Origin of the sequence: Chthoniobacter sp., assembly GCF_040003245.1 — a bacterium.
Classification (GTDB): Bacteria; Verrucomicrobiota; Verrucomicrobiia; order Chthoniobacterales; family Chthoniobacteraceae; genus Chthoniobacter.
In genome coordinates this window covers 1-15,980 of sequence record NZ_JBDUCX010000151.1, presented here as the reverse complement: position 1 = coordinate 15,980, position 15,980 = coordinate 1, and the positions used below count along the sequence as shown (strand labels likewise).

Here is a 15,980-nt window from a genome sequence, read left to right as displayed (position 1 = left end):
CGAATGCGAAATCTTCGCCCAAACCTACCGCCGCTTCGGCCTCGAAACCGTCCGCAATCCCGTCGTCGAAGTCGAAGCCCGCGTCACACCGTTCGACAACGGCACCGGCTGCACGCTGGACGTGCTCCGAGTCGGGAAGCCGCGAATCAACTCGGGAGCTGCACGATGATGGTCGTCTCCTTAGCTTGATCAAGATAACGGTCCACGCCGCCGGTAAGATATACGACTGTCCGAGCTTTGGGATTTTTGGCGTCTGGTAGAAAATACATACGCCGGTCATGGAAGTCGGGTCTGCGCTGACCAAAGGTCGTGACCCAACGCGCGGTCACTTTACAGCCATGCGGCTGACAAAGCTTTTCAAGCGCGGCGAGCCGCTGCCGTCCGGGGGGGGCGACATCACGCGTCTTTAACTCCAATTCCGTGGGCCAAGCGATCCAGAGTTTACCCAGCGCTTCTAAGAACTGACCAAGGCTAGTAGCGTTAAAGTCGTTCTCCATCGCATACGGGTCTTCAATTGAGAGACGGCCAAATGCTTTTGTTTTGCAGAATGCAAAATCGCGGACCACGTCGCGGCGCTGTCCCGGAGTGTAGTCCGTAATCTGCACGGACGCTTTCGCGGCTGACGTGGGCACTTTCAGGGCGACGCCTTTCCAGCCTTGGCGGAGTTCTGCAAGCTGCTCCGCAACGAGGCCGGGACCTTTCCATAGCGGTGCAGCGAGCGGCTGGTTAAAAAACCCCGCATTTAGTGCGGAAGGCGCGAACCAAGAGCTTGCACTCGGTTTTCCGGCGTCAAGCAGCACCCGCGGCCACGCGCGCGCATCGAAGTTGCGCGGGAGTTGCCAAAGCTTCAGCCGTCCGCCGGCGATGCCCAATTCCAGCACGCGCGCGAGGTAAATGCTGACGGGATGGTCGAGTCCAAACTCGGGCGGTGTAAGCAACGCAACTTCCAGTTCCCGGTCCGGCCGGGCCGTGAGCCAGTTGATGAGATGATTGGCGAAAATCACGGCGGGTTCGCTGGCGAGGCCCCCCTCGTGTGGCACGTCATTCTGAAGCGCGAAAAGTTGCGGCGCGCAAACGAGAGCGCGTGTGGCGTCGGTTAGCGCAGAGACGAGAAGCGGCGTCGGTTGTGCTGACTTCACAGGTGCCGCGCCATAGCGGGCATACGGGTTGGCTTCCGTTTCAATGCCGAGCAACTCCTCAAGCCACGCGAGCACAGGCCGGCGACTCAATTTCTCCCAAAGAATCTGATTGTCATAATCCTGTAGGCAAGCACGGCAGGAGTGTGTGCATCCCGCGGGGCAACGCAGCACGCCCAGCGCGCCAGTGAGTAGCGCACGCAACGAATGCTGGCGAAACAGCATCTGGCAATAACCCGCTCCTCCGGCCACGGTGTCGTAGAGGATCACTTCCGGGTAGCCAAAGAGTCGTGTGCGGACGCTCTCCGCCAGCTCCCGCGTCTCGATGCCCAGCCGTTCGGCGCCCGCTCGGCGGAGTGCTTCGGCGAGCGTGCGGGTGAAATTCTCCAGCCATTCATCGAGTTGCGCCAAGTCGAGATCAGCGGGTGTGGGGATCGCGCGATCGAGTCGAATTTGCAGCACGTCGGTGCGGAATTCGTGCGCGAGGTCTTCGCGCTCGTGCATCCAGTGCGGCGTGCATGGCATACCGTAAGGCGTCTTATGGCTCTGCTGCTTCAACTTCACCGCTTCCCCAGGACTTCGTAGGAGCTGGGCAAAGCCACATGAGCATCGCTGGAAACCGAAGCCGCGGCCCTTATTCACCACGAACATGCGGCCGTGTTTTGCGTCCTGGCACGCCCAACTCGTCTGCGGGACATCGGTAGGACTTTCACCAAACGCCTTTTCGTCCGCTGCACTGAGGAGCCGGGCGTCTTGTGCTGGCGGAGGTCGCAGCCGCGTGAGGCCGGGATCGCGGCCATTAGGCTCGGTCGATGAGGTGACGAAACTGCGGGGCTCGATGAAAGCGCGCACCGCGCTCGGATTCGCGGGTTGCGAGCACTTCTCGCAGGTCGGCTCGAAATCGATCCGCTCCTCCGCCACTTCGACGTGGCGGCAATGCGCGCACTCACGATAGCAGCGCGTCTTCATGAACTCCTTCGGATACTGGCCGATGCCGTAGGAGGTCCAGATGCGACCGTTCGCAATGACCTGCGCACCGGGAGCGTATTCGCTGATGCCAAGACGGGCATCGCGCACGAGCTGGATGTCCTGCTCCCAAGCGGCGGTGCCGCGTTGTTGGCCTTGCAGGACTTCGAGTTGCACGCTGTTCACGGGGAAGCTGTAGGTCGGCAGAAACCCGAGTCGGGGAAATTGATTGATGATGAGCTGTTCCTGCCACTTCGTCACCTGCCTCAACCAAAACGCATTTTGTGCTCCTTGCTGCACGTTGCCGGCAGTCTCGAGAAATCGCGCGTGATAGTAACTCCAACGCTCGCCATACCAGCTCGCGCATTCGTGCAAATGGCGAAGGAAATCTGCGGTCAGCCCCTCCGCGGTGGTCTGAAGTTCCGCCGCTAGGCCGTCGCCGAGCGCGAGAGCTTCGGCGAGCCGTTCTCGTCCACCTTCTCCCGCCAAATACTGTTCCACTTCTGCTGAAAATACGTCTTCCCGCTCCTTGCTGAATTCCGCGCCGAAAAAGTCCCCGAGTGACGGTGAACCGCCGCTCGGCGCGACTTGACGGTGCTGGAACAAGCCGCCGAGGAGCACGGAAAACTGATGCCGGCGCAAGAGGCGCTCATTACCGAGGTGGACGAATGGCGTGCGCGGGTCGCGGGCGAGGTAGCTAGCGGCATCGTGAAAGACGGATTGATCGAAGTTGCGGTTTCGAGCGACCGTGACGCTCACGGGAGCAGCCTGCGCACGACGGCCAGCGCGTCCTGTGCGCTGTTGGTAATTCTGGATGCCGGGCGGGACGTTGCGGCAGACGACCGCTTCGAGCTCGCCGATATCGACGCCGAGTTCCATCGTCGTAGAGCAGCTAAGGACGCTAACCATTCCATCCTTAAAGGCCCTCTCCAGCTCTTCGCGAATGCGGTTGTTGATCGCGGCTGTATGTTCGCGCACCACGGTGCCCGCATAACGCTGACGAAGGTAGCGGCGAAAGTAGTGATCATGCTCCATCTCTCGTTGGCGCTCCGTATCGTCCACCGCCCCAAGCGTTCCTGAGCAGCGAAAGGTGGTGCATTTTCCGAGCACGTTGATGAACTGCCGCAGCCCGCATTTTGGACAGCGAAAGAGCGGCAATTTTCGACCGTCGGCGAAAACGAGTTGCTTCACATCAACGACAAAACCCGCGTCGTCCTGAATGAAGAGCTGCGCCCTCACCAAAGCCTCAAATGCCGAACGCAGAACTGCGCGCGCATCCGGAACTCCGAGTTGTTTTTCGAGAAAGTGCGACCGCCGGTTTGGATAAACGCGACCTCCGTCACCGACCGAAGGCAACCAACTGAAACGCGCCTGCTGCCCGGCTCCCTCTAACACGACGCGCAGAGCACGCGATGCGAAGTTTTCGCCCCAGACAAACGCGTCTTCGAGGCTCACGTTCGCTGGCTTCGAAATACAACGAGCGCGCCGCACGGTCTCGACTAGCGCTTCGAGGATCGCGACGGCGTGCGGCTTTAGCGCGTCCGGTAGCGCGGGCGTGAATGCGTGCGCCGCCTGCTGCATTCGATCCGTGTCGCAGCTTACGCGCACCAATCCGAGCGCTTCGAGCGAAGTCCGGCGACCTGTGGGCAGACAAAATTCGGCGGCGCATCGTCCTCGCAAATAATCGGTGAACTCTTCGGCGTTTCCAAATAACTCGCCCGCTCTGTCAATGAAGCTTCGGTTCGCACCCAATAAGTCGCTGACATTTGTCGCCAGCGTCCCAAGCCGCGAACGTGCGCCATTTTCCTCGAACGTTCTGAGGATCGCCCAGCGCAATAATAGATCCTGCGTGGTCCGCTGGAGATACGGTGCGAAGAATGCCGCGTCCTGGCGATTGTCTGAAAACACAAGTAGCCGACGCCCGCGTCCCGGAGTGTTCCAGGCGTCGGAACGTTCGGGCAGGCTTTGATACAAGGTATCCGAAACGACCGCCGAAAGAGCCATGTCGCCGGGATGAAAGGCGGTCACGATTTCCGCATCCGTGCCCGCCGTGCCGCCGCATGCCGGGCACTTGCGAAGGAAGCGCCCGGAGTCGTCCCCGTCCTTTTTCAATTCTACCAGCCGTACCTTCACACGATCCCCGGACAGCGGATGGATCTGGCCGGTCTGCGGGTTCAACTCCCATTCGTTCTCAGGCGATTCGGTGGCCTCCGCGGAGTCATCTCCTTCGTCGTCGAATCGCTCCGGTGGCTCGCCCAGCCAAAAGATCTGGCGCGTCGTGTTCTGCCCTCGCAGCGGACGCGGACGCAGAACATCGGCATCTTGAAAGCCTTCGCCAAATGGCTGACCGCATTTTCGGCAGACCAGCAAACGATAGTAGTTGTGCGCATCGACGAGGTATTGGCTACCAAGCCGCGCGTCTGAAAAACCTTCAGGCGAATTCGCCAACCGCATGGTCACATTCTCAATACCGTTGGCAAAGAAATGGTAGCGCGCGGGCAGTAGTGAAAACTCTTCCGGTTGAAATCGAGCGCGGATTCCTACGGCGATAAGACCGGCGAGCGCTGCTTCGCCCGCATCTCCGCTGCCAAAGAGCTGTTGAGCGAGGCTAGGAAAGTGTCGCGCGCCGGGCTTTGCGAGTTCGACCGAGGCTTGCCGCATCTCAGCGCTCGATGCGAAGCGAAGAGCCAGCTCCGCCGGCAGATCGGCACCTGCCTCCAATATAAGCGCTTGTTTCTGCTTCGCTGGAATGTCCACGCCCGCGACTGCCGCATTCCAGCTTGCCAGCACTTCGGCGTCGCCGACACCCGGCTCATTCAGGGCGTTGCCCAGCCCGGCCCATGCGGCGGGCGGCAGCTTAAATAGATCGGAAGCCGACGCTCGCAGCAAAGTGTGCTGCTCGCGCTCACCGCGAATAACGCGGCTGAATTTCGTGCCGAAAAGATCGCTCGCGAAACGAACGATCTCGTCCTCCGCTTTTTCGCCCCGGGCGAGACTGGCGCTCGTCCCGATACAGCGCACCTGCTCCGCAGAAACGCCGAGCCGCCGCCGCAGTTTGCGCAGCAGCAATGCCACCTCGCTCGCCTGCGCACCGGCATACGTGTGAACTTCGTCGAGCACGAGAAATCGTAGCTTCGCTCCCCGAAAGAGCGCGGCATTCCGAGGGAAGAGGAGCAGGTGCTCCAGCATCGCGTAGTTCGTGATGAGGATGTGGGGCGGCCGCGCGAGCATCTCCTGTCGTGTGAGCAGCCATTCCTCGGGAACACTCTTCCAGCCGAGCTTTTCCCGGAAGAACGGATCGCCGTTGAGAATTTCCTGCTCCGCATTGACGCGAGGCTGATCGTCGCGGGTCAGACCGGTAAAGCGCCCCACGCGGATGCCCGCACCGGCTAATTGGTGAGCAAAGAGCGGGACGATGCGCTTGTAGAGCTGATCGTTCGCGAGAGCGTTGAGCGGATAGACGAGGAGCGCCCGCACCCCTGGCTCGCGCCGTTGGGACTCAGCCTCCTTCAGCAGTGTGTCGAGCAGTGGATAAAGGAAGCATTCGGTCTTGCCGCTGCCCGTTCCGGTGGCGACGACCACGTTCTCCTGCTTTGCGATAATCGCTCGCAAGGCATCCTCCTGGTGTTGGTGCAATGGCCGCTGAAACTCGCGTTCTGGCAGACGCGCGAAGTCCCGATGGAGCAACGGCGTTGCGCCCGCGGTAAGTGTGGCAAGCGACTCGCCTTTCACGAAATCGGGTAGCGCCTCCACGTAAGGCCCCTTCACTAGAAGTTCTTGTTTTTCGAGCGCTTGAAAGAGTTGCTCCCGCAGACGCGGGTAGTTGCGGCTCACCGGCAATGCGGAGCGCAGGTAACGGCGAAGGGTTGCTTCGATTTCGCGTCCGAGCAGGACAGGATTTTGTTCAGGCATGGGTAGAGTGGGTGCGGAATATAAGTTCCCAAAAGAAGAGGTGGAAACCGACCAGCGCGGGTGCCAAATCCAGCAGCGCAGAGATCGCCTCTCTCGTTCGATCCGGATCTCCTGCCCGCTCATCGAGCCAAATGAGAGCCGAGGAAAAATCCAATCGCCCAGCCGCGGAAGCTCGTGCCGCAAGCGCGAAGAGGGAGGCAAATTTCGTCGCCGCTGGGATTAGATCGGCGTCAGCACGAACATCCAGCCACGGCGAATGCCAAGCCTCCGCCGGCAAGCCCCCGACCTTGGCTTGCAGCCACATTCGGAACGCTCCTGCCGTTTGGAGCAGGCCGTTGACGGCGCCCATTCGAGGATTGTTCGCGACCGCCTCATAGGCCGCAGCGAGCTGTTCCACCGACCAGCGCGCATGTGTGCGGCTCAGCCCGGGCATGTGCGAAGCCCAATCGGCATCGCGAAGATCAGCGTTCAAAGAGCCAATCGTCTGCCGCCAAAAACGGTCGAAGTCGAACCGATGAAATTCGGCTCCCAAAGCAACGTCTGCCGTTCCGGCGGCCAGTTCCCCGAAGTTGGAAAAACCGGCCAGGGCGTCAAAATCTAAATCCACCTGTCCGGTCACTACGCTGCCCACTACCGTTTCACTGGCGACGAGGCGTCCGCAAAGAATGAGCGATTGGATCAGCGGCTCGTCGCCGATGAGCTGTTGGTAACGATTCGCTGGGAGTGCAAGTAAACTGGGCACATCGACAAAAAACCGACGCCCCCGTGCCGCACTCGCGAGATTAAGCAGCCGCAACGCGGGTGCCTCGTCATCCCGGTGAATCACCGTGCTCATTCGTCGGCAGAGCCAAGAGCTGAGTGAGTCCACCCACTCAAAATATTTCGTGACTGCCGAGTGATAATTGTGCTGACGCCATTGCAGCAATTCGCTGAGCAAGCCGAGAGCTTCGTCCGGTGCCATTTCCGCACCATCTTCTACCAGCCGTCCGACGTTGATGTGAGGAGAAATGTTGCTCCAGAGCGCGCGAGCGCGAAAGCCTTCGGGAGGGGTGGTTGGCGCCCCTTCGACGCGCAGAAGTAGACGTTCTCCCACAGCCGTGCTGAGCGGCTGCCACTCCGCATCCTGCGCGCGACGCAGCTCCAACTCGCAGACCCAAATCCCTTCCGGCCAACCGCTGCGAGGAACGCTCCAACCCAGCCGAACTCCATTCGAGACCACGCCGCATTCAAGCGTCAGCGACGGAAGCCCATCGGCAACGAGTGTCGCGGTGTTTTCGAGAGCGACCGGAACCGAATCGGTTTGAGTCGTTCGACAGCTCAGTAGCTCTTGAAACTGGACGCGAGCGCTCTCTACCGGCTCCCCGAGAACAATGTTCAGACGTCTGGTTTCAGCGGACGGTGCGTTGGTAGCTGCCATAACGGACAGCGGCTTTGAGAAGCGGGCGAGTGGGCTTTCCAAGCCGCGGTGGCGGAGCGTGAGTGTGCCGCCTTGCGGATAAAGCAGAGCAAGATGGGCGAGGCTGATATCGACGAACGGACGGCCGTCCTCGCCTCCGAACATCTGGAATACAACGTCATTCACTCGGACTTCCGCGAAATCTGTACCCGTGCGCCAAATGCGCAGCCATTGCGTAGAATCCGAGCCGGCGGAGAAGGTCGTTCCAAATGTTTCAGCGCGCGGCTGAATGGAGGCCCCAGCTTTGCGCGTGAAGGACTCAAGGAAGGTTCCAGGACGGCACCAACGGAAGGTCTGGGTTCGGCCGCTAAGTTGGAAAACCAGCCGGTGAGCGCGATGCTGATCGGTGGCGTGGGAAAGCTTCGGAGCGGCGAGTTTGAATCCGAGACACTCGTCCGCCACGAGGTTTTCTGGCCAGGCATCCGTGACGAATCGGTCTGCGTCGGCCGACTTTAGACCTATCCAGATGAGAAAAGTCTGCCCCAACTGTGGACGGGCACGCCGATTCAGCGTGAGCGTGATCTCGTGTAAGCCGGGCCGCAGGCTCGCCAGCGGATTGACCTCCAAGGCTCGGCATGCGGTGAGAGGTCCAGCGGTATTGTCGGGGTCAGGCGCGAGGAGGACTTCTACGGTCTTACCGTCCGCCGCGACAGATAACGTCCAGTCATTACCATTTGGATCTGGGAGCCAAATAGTCGGGGGTTCGTTCCATCCGTAGTGCAATACCTCTCCGTCATCGCTCACCGCCCGACGTCCGGCTGGAATGAAGCATGGGGCCGCATCGGCTCCGATTTCGCAAATCGCGGCACCGCGGTCATCACGCAGCGTGATCGGGGAGCCCGGTTTGAGAGAGATCAGCGATATGGCTCGCACACCATCAGCCCACACAATGCGTTCGATCGCGTCCGGAAAGTCGTGTGTGGCGCGGTGCAAAACCCAGTAGCTGCCGGCGCGAACCGCGATCGGGCCGTCGCCGGACACGCGCGGTGGCAATCGTGTGCCTGAATCAAACAGCAGACACGGCGGACGGCGTCCTTCCAAGCGTAGCGCGAACGCTCGTGAAAGAGTTTGCCCGTCGCGCAAGCCCTGCAACTCGACGCTCACGCTCTCCTCATCTCCGAGCGGCTGAATGAATTCGTCGAATGAAGCGATTGCTCGACGCTATCCGCTTCGTGATTGACCGGGGAAACAACTGTCAACGTCGCGCCGAGCATCTCGAGCAACTCGAACACCCGCACCTCGCGAAAGTAATCGAGGAAGATGTCGGTGGAAGCGGCGCGGCAATCGACGACGACAAGGCTGCTCGTCTCCAAACTGGCGAAGAGCAGGTCGATCTCCTGCACCTTGTCGATGTTGATGAATTCGGCTTCGCGATGAAAGCGCTTGAGCGTCGAGTTCTCGTTGTCGGTGTCGATCGCGCGATGCTCGATCTGCTGGTCTTTGAGGTATTGGACAAAGTTGGTCGCGAAGAAGCTCTTCCCGACGCCGCCTTTGCCGTTGACGATGATGTTGAGTTGTTTGGGCATAGTATTCGTTAGACGTTTTTTGGATCGGCAATTCGCGGCCCGCGTCCGCGAGAACTGGCTTCCGGCTCGGGTGATTTTGTTTCCTCGCGGCGGCGGTTCAAAAGCTTGGTGACCGCGGACGATGGCGGGGGAGCCTTGCTCGGCGGGGTGGGGCGTGGAGCATCAGGCCGCTGAGCATTCCTTGCCGCAGCCACGGCGAGTTCGCGGCAGAACCGGGCGATAGTGTTGTGCGAGACCGTGACGCCAAGTTGCTTCAGGAGTTCGGCAATGGTGCGGGACGAAGCGTTCTTTTCGCGAAGGCGGATGATCCCTTGCTTGAAAGGAAGCAGCACTTGGAAGCGTCGTTCGGCTGGCCCCTCGAAGGATTGAACCTTCGCATCGAAGAGTTCGGTGAGCTGTTGCAGGTCGCTGCTCATGGGACAAATGAGTGACGTGCGTTGATACAGCCTTGAGATAAGGGGCGCACAGCGGAAGCGACACGCCGGTGACGCTGCGGAGACGCGCCCGCGCCAGTCGGATACAAAATCTGGTGAAGCTCGGCTACCTCGGCCGCGCCAGCTTTGATACAGTCTGTGACACGCCGATTACAGCCGGCGCGCAGCGACGGATTCACGGACGAGTTGCGCGAGATACTGGCGTGCGACATCGCGGTGACAGAACTGCCTAGCGTCTAGCTAGGGGTAGGGCGTCCCTTTTTCTCTGAGCTGCTTTCATGTGCTTATGAAAGCTCAACCGCGAAGAGAAGAAGCTCCGAAACGGGAGCCTGTTTTTGGGTGGTTCCGTTAGAGAGTTCCCGTTTCCGTGCTTTCCCCGAAGACCCAATACAACCTAAAGAATGCGAAGGAATACTTCGAGGAGCACCTTTGCGTGGGCGATTATTACAGCGAAGGAAAGCAAGTGGCCGGGCAGTGGATCGGCAAGGGTGCGGAAATGCTCGGGCTTCGTGGACGTGTGGAGCGCGATGAGTTTCTGAGGCTCTGCGAAAATCTTCACCCGGAAACCGGAGAACTGCTGACGCAACGACGAAAAACGACGCGGTGGACTTTCGATGAAAAGGGTGCCGACCGGGAAGCAGCCAATCGTCGGGTATTCTACGACTTCACGATCTCGCCGCCCAAGGATGTCTCCATTCTCGCGTTGGTCGGTGCAGACGAGCGGATCGCAGGTGCCCATGATCGCGCCATCCGAGCGGCAGTTGTCGAACTCGAACACTTCGCGGCGACTCGTGTTCGGAGTGCCGGCAGCTTCAAAGATCGGCGCACCGGCAATTTTATTGGCGCAGTTTTCCGCCACGAGACTTCACGCGCCCTCGATCCGCATCTGCACAGCCACTGCATCCTCTTCAACGCAACCCATGACGCGACGGAGCAACGTTGGAAGGCTTTGCAAAATTACCAGATGCTCTCCGCTCAGAAGTTCGTCGAGAACGTCTATTACCACGAGCTCGCCCGCGAACTCGGGCGGTTCGGCTACGTGATCGCTAATCAGGCGCGTGGAGATTTCATCGTTCAGGGTGTACCGGATGAGGTGCGCGCGAAGTTCTCGAAACGGCACATTGAGATTGATGAAAAGACCAACGAACTTTTGACGAAGGCACCCGACAAGGCAGCCGGGAACGTCGCTGAAATCCGCGAGAACATTGCTCACAACGAGCGCGCTCGAAAGATGCGCGACGTTGACGCTTCCACGCTCAGGGAGCTTTGGAGCGGCCAGTTGTCGGAAGCCGAAAAGCAGGCGCTGACGACAGGTGTCAGCATCGCACGGGAAACTCCGCTGGTTGTGGGGCAGGCGAGTGCCGCGGAGTCGCTGGGCTGGGCGGAAGAGCATCTCTTCGACCGTAGATCAGTCGTGCGGGAACACGAGTTATGGAGGCATGCGCTGGAACACGCACGCGGTTGCGATCTCGACGTTGCGAGGTTGAAGGACACCACCGCTGCCCGTGACTACATCCGGGACCGCGACGAACCCGAGAAGGTGACGACGCGCGAGACGCTGGGGCGCGAGTGGGACGTGCTGAATCGTGCGCGCGATGGAATCGGCAGGTGCGAGCCGTTCAATGCCGCACATCGCATCGGCAACGAAGCGCTCGACTCGGACCAGCGTCAGGCGGTGGAGCAGATTCTAAACTCTCGCGATTTCATGACGCTGTTTCGTGGTGGGGCCGGCACGGGCAAGAGCTTTGCGTTGCGCGAGGTGCGGGATGGATTGGTGGAGGCAGGCCATCACGTCTGCGTTATCGCTCCGCAACGCCAGCAGGTCATCGACTTGGAAGCGGATGGATTTGCGAATGCTCAGACCGTGAGCGAATTCCTCACGCGACGGGAAATGGCGCCGGGTGCTGTCGTGATCCTGGATGAAGCCGGGCAGCTCGGAGGCAAGCAGATGCAGGCGTTGCTGTCGCATGTGCAGGCGATGAACGGGCGTCTCATTGCGTCGGGTGACACGCGGCAACACGGAGCCGTCGAGGCTTCGGATGCGCTGCGAGCGATCGAGAAGTATTCGGGGCTTCGGCCTGCCGAGCTGCACGAAATCCGCCGACAAGATCCGCGGCGCGCCAACACGCGGAGCGAGCGCGAGTTCATCGAAGAATACCGACGCGCCGTGAAAGTGGCGGCGGCGGGCGACATCCAGGGAGCTTTTGACAGGCTCAGCGCGAACGGCGCTCTCGTGGAATGCACGTTGGCGAACCAGCAAGCGCAACTCGCGGAACATTACCTCGATCTCGCAGGGAAGGGGCAGACGACCGTCGTCGTGGCTCAGACCTGGTCGGAAATCCACAGGGTCAATGAGGTGGTGCGCGACCGGCTGAAAGAGCGAAACCTCATCGGCGCCGATGAACACCGCGTCGTCTCGCTGGAACGCGTTGATTTGACCGATGCGCAGAAGCGCGAAGGAAGATTCTACGACGCTGCGACGGTGCTCGTGTTCAACCAGAACTGCGGCGCTTTTCGCAAGGGAGAGTCCGCGCAACTCGTCGCGATCACCGACAAGGGGCTAATCGTTGAATCGGCGCGAAAGGTGGGCACCGTCGCGCCGGGCCAACTTAAACGACTCACGATCTGCCGAAAGCGTGACATGGCTCTCGCGGCGGGCGATCGGCTCCAGCTCAAGGCCAACGCACAGACGCGCGATGGCCAGCGCGTCGCCAATGGCGAGCTGGTGACGGTGGAGCGCATTGAACCGGATGGCCGGATCGCTTTGAAAGATGGACGGACGTTGAACAGCAATTACCGGCAGTTCGTGCGCGGCTACGCCGTGACCTCGTACGCCTCGCAAGGCAAGACGGTGGATTACGTCCTATTCTCCGACTCCGCGGTGAGAGCAGCCACCAACCGGCAACAATGGTATGTGACCATCTCGCGCGGTCGGAAAGGCATCAGGATTTTCACGAGCGACGCGGAACAGCTTCGCGAGAATGTGGCGCGCTCGGGCGACCGCGAGCTTGCACTCGATCTGCATCGGCGCGGCGGCGCGCAGCGGCAGCGGCTCCGGCGGCGCTTCTTGCAGGGGATCGTGCGCGGGCGTCAGCTCGCGGCCGACGCCTGGCGGAGATTCAAAGCCATCGTTAAACGGAGAACGCAACCGGCCGAGCAACGCGAAGCAGTGACGCTATGAAAAAGCGGAAGCCAGCGAATTCCGAGAACTCTGGGGACGCGGCTCCTCCAGCAGAGCCCGGCTTCGTCGCGTGGGAAAACAATCCGCAGGCGCAAGCCCTGCGCGTTGATCTGCAAAACGGCGCTTTCTTCGTCCTGCCATACAGCCACTTCGCGTTCGCGCACCTTCAACGCGAAGGGGACAACGAAATTCTGTGCGTCACGTTTAGTTCCCATGAGGTTCGCGTGAACGGCCGCAACCTGCGCGAACTCGGACTCGCCCTACAAAAACTTGGCGTCGATTGGATCAGGGAAGCGCCGGCGCGTTACGCCGGCCTGGTCGCACGGGGCTGCGCATTCATCGAACGAATCGAAGTCACCGAGATCAGCGAACCGGCCCCGTCAGATTGAAGTGCTCCCGCGGCTCCGCATTGTCACAATCTCGAACGAATGGATTACGAAGGCCCACTGCGCATTCCGAAAAATCAGAAACTCTCCGCTGCTGAAGCTGAGGTGGAGTCGAGGTTTGCCGCGCGGATTCAAGGGCGGCTGGATGAAACGATTGCGGAATATCTCCAGCGGTTCGGAAACGTCATCGACACGGATCGGGCACGCGAGCTTTGCGCCGATTACACCGCGACCAACGCGACGAGAACGCGATTCTCCCGCGCGGTTTACAACCCGGCCAAAGCGCTTGCCGACGAGATTTACCGGCGCGAGATCCGCAGAACCGCGCCTCTGCAACGCCGCCGCATTCTGTTCACGAGTGGTGGCACCGGTGCTGGGAAAAGCACGGCTCTGGATTGGTTGGAAAAAACCATCGGTCCCGCCGATCGACCCAACTTTCTCGTGGACGGCACATTGTCGGATCACGCTGCGGCACGGGAAAAGATCCGTCGGGCGCTCGCGCTGGGCTACGACGTGACGATTCTCCACGTCCACCGGGATTTTCGGGAAGCGGTGCGTGGGGTCGTCCAACGTGCTGTCGAACATGGCCGGGCGGTGACTCTCGACAACATCGCGGCCACACATTTTCGCGCGAAGGAAACCTTGTTCGCGCTCATGGAGGAATTTGGGAAGCGGATCAATGTGCGCGCCGTCGAGAACGCCGACGACGAAGAGGCGCGACCGATTTCGCTGGCAGAATTGGCCGAGAAGCGAGGCGCCAGCGTTGACCAATTGCGCGGAATAGCGCATGCTCTTTTCGCCGATGAGTTCGCCAGCCTCAAAGTTAATCACCCGGAAATCCATGAAGCCTTCCTCCAAACAGGTTCCCGCCATTAAAGTCGCACGGCGCAAGTCGTCGGCCGACGAGAGCGCTGTGGCCGACCGCACGGTGGAAGCCGTCGTCACCGGCTTGAACACCTTCAAGCGAACGGGGAAGTTTCCGAAGGTTTACTGACGCTTGGTGGAGGGCGGCGGCTCGTCGCGAGGAAAGGTGGCGGCGATTTGCGCACGAATCGCCTCGATGTCAGCGGGCAGGGGAGGAGGAGGTTCCACTTTGCGCCGCGGATGATTTGCATACCAGCGCGCGATGCGGTCCTGGCGAGTCAGTCCGTCCTTCGCGAGCAATGCGGCAGCTTTCACGACCGTCGATGACGGGTTGAAAAAGACGACCTTCCCCGCGCTGGCCGAGCGATCGACGGCGAATCCGTGGCAGACGAACAACGCATCAGCGTAGCACGAAACAATGCGCTCCTCGGCGTGGCCATCGACGAGCGCTCGGAGCGCGTAATTGTGCGCCGTGCGGCTGCTGAAGGTCACTTTGCAGTTGTCCCAATGGCAGGCCTCAAGCCGCGCCTGGAGGCTGAACGCTTTCCGCTTCAGCGCCGCTTGCGGCGCTTTTTTCTCTTCCCGCGACATCGCGACATCGCGCCGCGCACCGTTTGGATCTGGCTGCTGTATTCCGAAGGAATCCTCTTCATATGCATTGTCACAGAGTCCGTGATTTTCTCCTATTTTTTTGCCGCGCTCGCCGCCGCCCGGTGCCTGCACCGAGGCGGGAGCAGCTTGCGGCGAGGGGATGCTTTGTTTCTTCGGACGGCCGCGCGGACGTTTCATCGCGTCGTCCGGCACCTGGCGGGTGCGCGGTCTTCCACGCGGCCGACACGCGACCGGACTTGCGGGAATGGTCGGCGTGATTTTCTCTCCGTCAGACGAGAGGGTGGTGTAGTTGTGGAGCCGATTTCCGCACCGGTCGTAAAAGAGCGAACGCTTGTCGAATTTGAGCTTGTCTGGATCGGCCACGATGACGCCCCAGCTTGCCTTCTCCGCGCCGCGCTTTTTGCGCTGCTTCGTCTCGAACGCGAGACCGGTCGCACGCCGCAGCTCTGAAAGCTCACGGGTCGCATGTTCGCGGCTGTAGCCGGTGAGCGCGCAGAACGCTTTGAGGTCCACGTCTCCCCAAATCGGTGATCGGTCTGCGACATTGAAAAGCCATCCTTTGAGTCGGGCGCGACAGGTCGCTGCGTGGCCTGGGCGTCGGCCCCGGCAACGTGTGCGACTTTCATTTTCCTGCCGGGACGAGGGCGCACCTCTCCGGTTAGAAAAACTCGGCATTTTTCTTGACGCGCGCGCCTTCGGAGCCAAGATTTGCCGCTGTTCAGCACGGGTTTATTCCTGACCCAAAAAGCTTTAGGGCTTGCCAAGCGACCAACTCGGCAAGCCCTTTTTGCTGGGTAAATGGTGATGTTAGGTGAAGTCCATTGGGTCACCTCCTTGCTACTTGGTCCGTGCAGCGGGGAAGCTCCCGTTCGGGAGCTTGCAGGCTTGGCCTAAGCAGGAATTTTCGGGCGCGAAGTCCCTCAATGCGGCATCATATCGGCCTTCCAAGTCCCAAGAAAAAGCGGAGCATCGATCTAAAGTCCATTCATCCACAGGGCGGGATCAACGTGGTGCCTTCGATGAACTGAGCTTCCTACTGTTCGCCCGCCAGTATCGCTCGCAGGGTGTTCCCATCGCTTCCGTGGAGCCCGGCCCCGAGCCGGGTTACGGCAATTGGGGTCGGTATGTCATGGCCGGGCATATGCACAACTTCCAATCGCGCCGCCTGCGCGAGAAGCCTGCGCGCCCGCGCGCCCTGTTCCGATGCGCTTTGCTTAGTCTTAGCTCAAAGACATCAAGAAGTTTTTCAAACTTTCTGATTGACCATCCTAAGAACAAGGGCGTATCTATCGTCACCTTCATTACCAATGACCTCACTAAAAACATATCCAAAGCATTCGCAAGCGACCGCGTGGTTGCGTTGCGCGGGTATGTCCGTGCGCATTGGCAAACCCGGATTCGGGTTCGGCGTCCAGGCAACCAATACGCGGCCAAGTTCCGCGAACGAAGACCTTACCAAGGAGGCAGGCAGGTAGTTCAAGATCTCACACAGATCATCGAAATTTCG

Annotated in this window: 11 protein-coding genes; 5 read left to right on the top strand and 6 right to left on the bottom strand. The window is 60.4% G+C overall.

The annotated features are described in order from the left end of the window. Window positions 1–146: 146 nt before the first annotated feature. Window positions 147–4,892, bottom strand: a complete 4,746-nt coding sequence (locus ABJF10_RS19495; protein ID WP_348546277.1) for a helicase-related protein — start codon at window positions 4,890–4,892, stop codon at window positions 147–149. Window positions 4,893–4,994: 102 nt separating this feature from the next. On the opposite strand from ABJF10_RS19495, the gene ABJF10_RS19490 reads away from it, so the two are divergent. Together ABJF10_RS19490 and ABJF10_RS19485 are read left to right on the top strand one after the other, a co-directional pair. Further along, window positions 4,995–5,234, top strand: a complete 240-nt coding sequence (locus ABJF10_RS19490; RefSeq protein ID WP_348546276.1) for a hypothetical protein — start codon at window positions 4,995–4,997, stop codon at window positions 5,232–5,234. Window positions 5,235–5,498: 264 nt separating this feature from the next. After that, a complete protein-coding gene (locus ABJF10_RS19485) occupies window positions 5,499–5,846 on the top strand; it encodes a hypothetical protein (protein WP_348546275.1) in 348 nt (115 codons plus the stop codon). A gap of 160 nt (window positions 5,847–6,006) precedes the next feature. Here ABJF10_RS19485 and ABJF10_RS19480 read toward each other — a convergent pair whose 3' ends face one another. The 3 genes from ABJF10_RS19480 to ABJF10_RS19470 form a co-directional block, all read right to left on the bottom strand. Then, on the bottom strand, window positions 6,007–8,451 hold the full coding sequence (locus ABJF10_RS19480) for a hypothetical protein (RefSeq protein WP_348546274.1): 2,445 nt from the start codon (window positions 8,449–8,451) through the stop codon (window positions 6,007–6,009). A 119-nt stretch (window positions 8,452–8,570) separates the two neighbouring features. Continuing rightward, the gene (locus tag ABJF10_RS19475) at window positions 8,571–8,996 is read right to left on the bottom strand and encodes a hypothetical protein (protein ID WP_348546273.1); all 426 of its coding nucleotides are present in this window, start codon (window positions 8,994–8,996) and stop codon (window positions 8,571–8,573) included. An 8-nt stretch (window positions 8,997–9,004) separates the two neighbouring features. Next, window positions 9,005–9,412 carry a hypothetical protein gene (locus tag ABJF10_RS19470; RefSeq protein ID WP_348546272.1) on the bottom strand — a complete coding sequence of 136 codons (408 nt, stop codon included), beginning with the start codon at window positions 9,410–9,412 and terminating at the stop codon, window positions 9,005–9,007. A gap of 385 nt (window positions 9,413–9,797) precedes the next feature. Here ABJF10_RS19470 and mobF point away from each other — a divergent pair, with 385 nt between their 5' ends. Further along, on the top strand, window positions 9,798–12,611 hold the full coding sequence (gene mobF / locus ABJF10_RS19465) for a MobF family relaxase (protein ID WP_348546271.1): 2,814 nt from the start codon (window positions 9,798–9,800) through the stop codon (window positions 12,609–12,611). Continuing rightward, window positions 12,608–13,000, top strand: a complete 393-nt coding sequence (locus tag ABJF10_RS19460; protein WP_348546270.1) for a hypothetical protein — start codon at window positions 12,608–12,610, stop codon at window positions 12,998–13,000. Before mobF ends, ABJF10_RS19460 begins: the two co-directional genes overlap by 4 nt. Here ABJF10_RS19460 and ABJF10_RS19455 read toward each other — a convergent pair. Together ABJF10_RS19455 and ABJF10_RS19450 are read right to left on the bottom strand one after the other, a co-directional pair. After that, window positions 12,992–13,960, bottom strand: a complete 969-nt coding sequence (locus ABJF10_RS19455; RefSeq protein ID WP_348546269.1) for a hypothetical protein — start codon at window positions 13,958–13,960, stop codon at window positions 12,992–12,994. The two genes, ABJF10_RS19460 and ABJF10_RS19455, sit on opposite strands and share 9 nt — an antisense overlap. A gap of 24 nt (window positions 13,961–13,984) precedes the next feature. Further along, window positions 13,985–14,986 (bottom strand): hypothetical protein, encoded by a 1,002-nt coding sequence (locus ABJF10_RS19450; protein ID WP_348546268.1) that lies wholly within the window; start codon window positions 14,984–14,986, stop codon window positions 13,985–13,987. Between the two features lie 364 nt (window positions 14,987–15,350). On the opposite strand from ABJF10_RS19450, the gene ABJF10_RS19445 reads away from it, so the two are divergent. Next, the coding region (locus ABJF10_RS19445) for a hypothetical protein (RefSeq protein WP_348546267.1) at window positions 15,351–15,980 on the top strand (630 nt) is incomplete at its 3' end.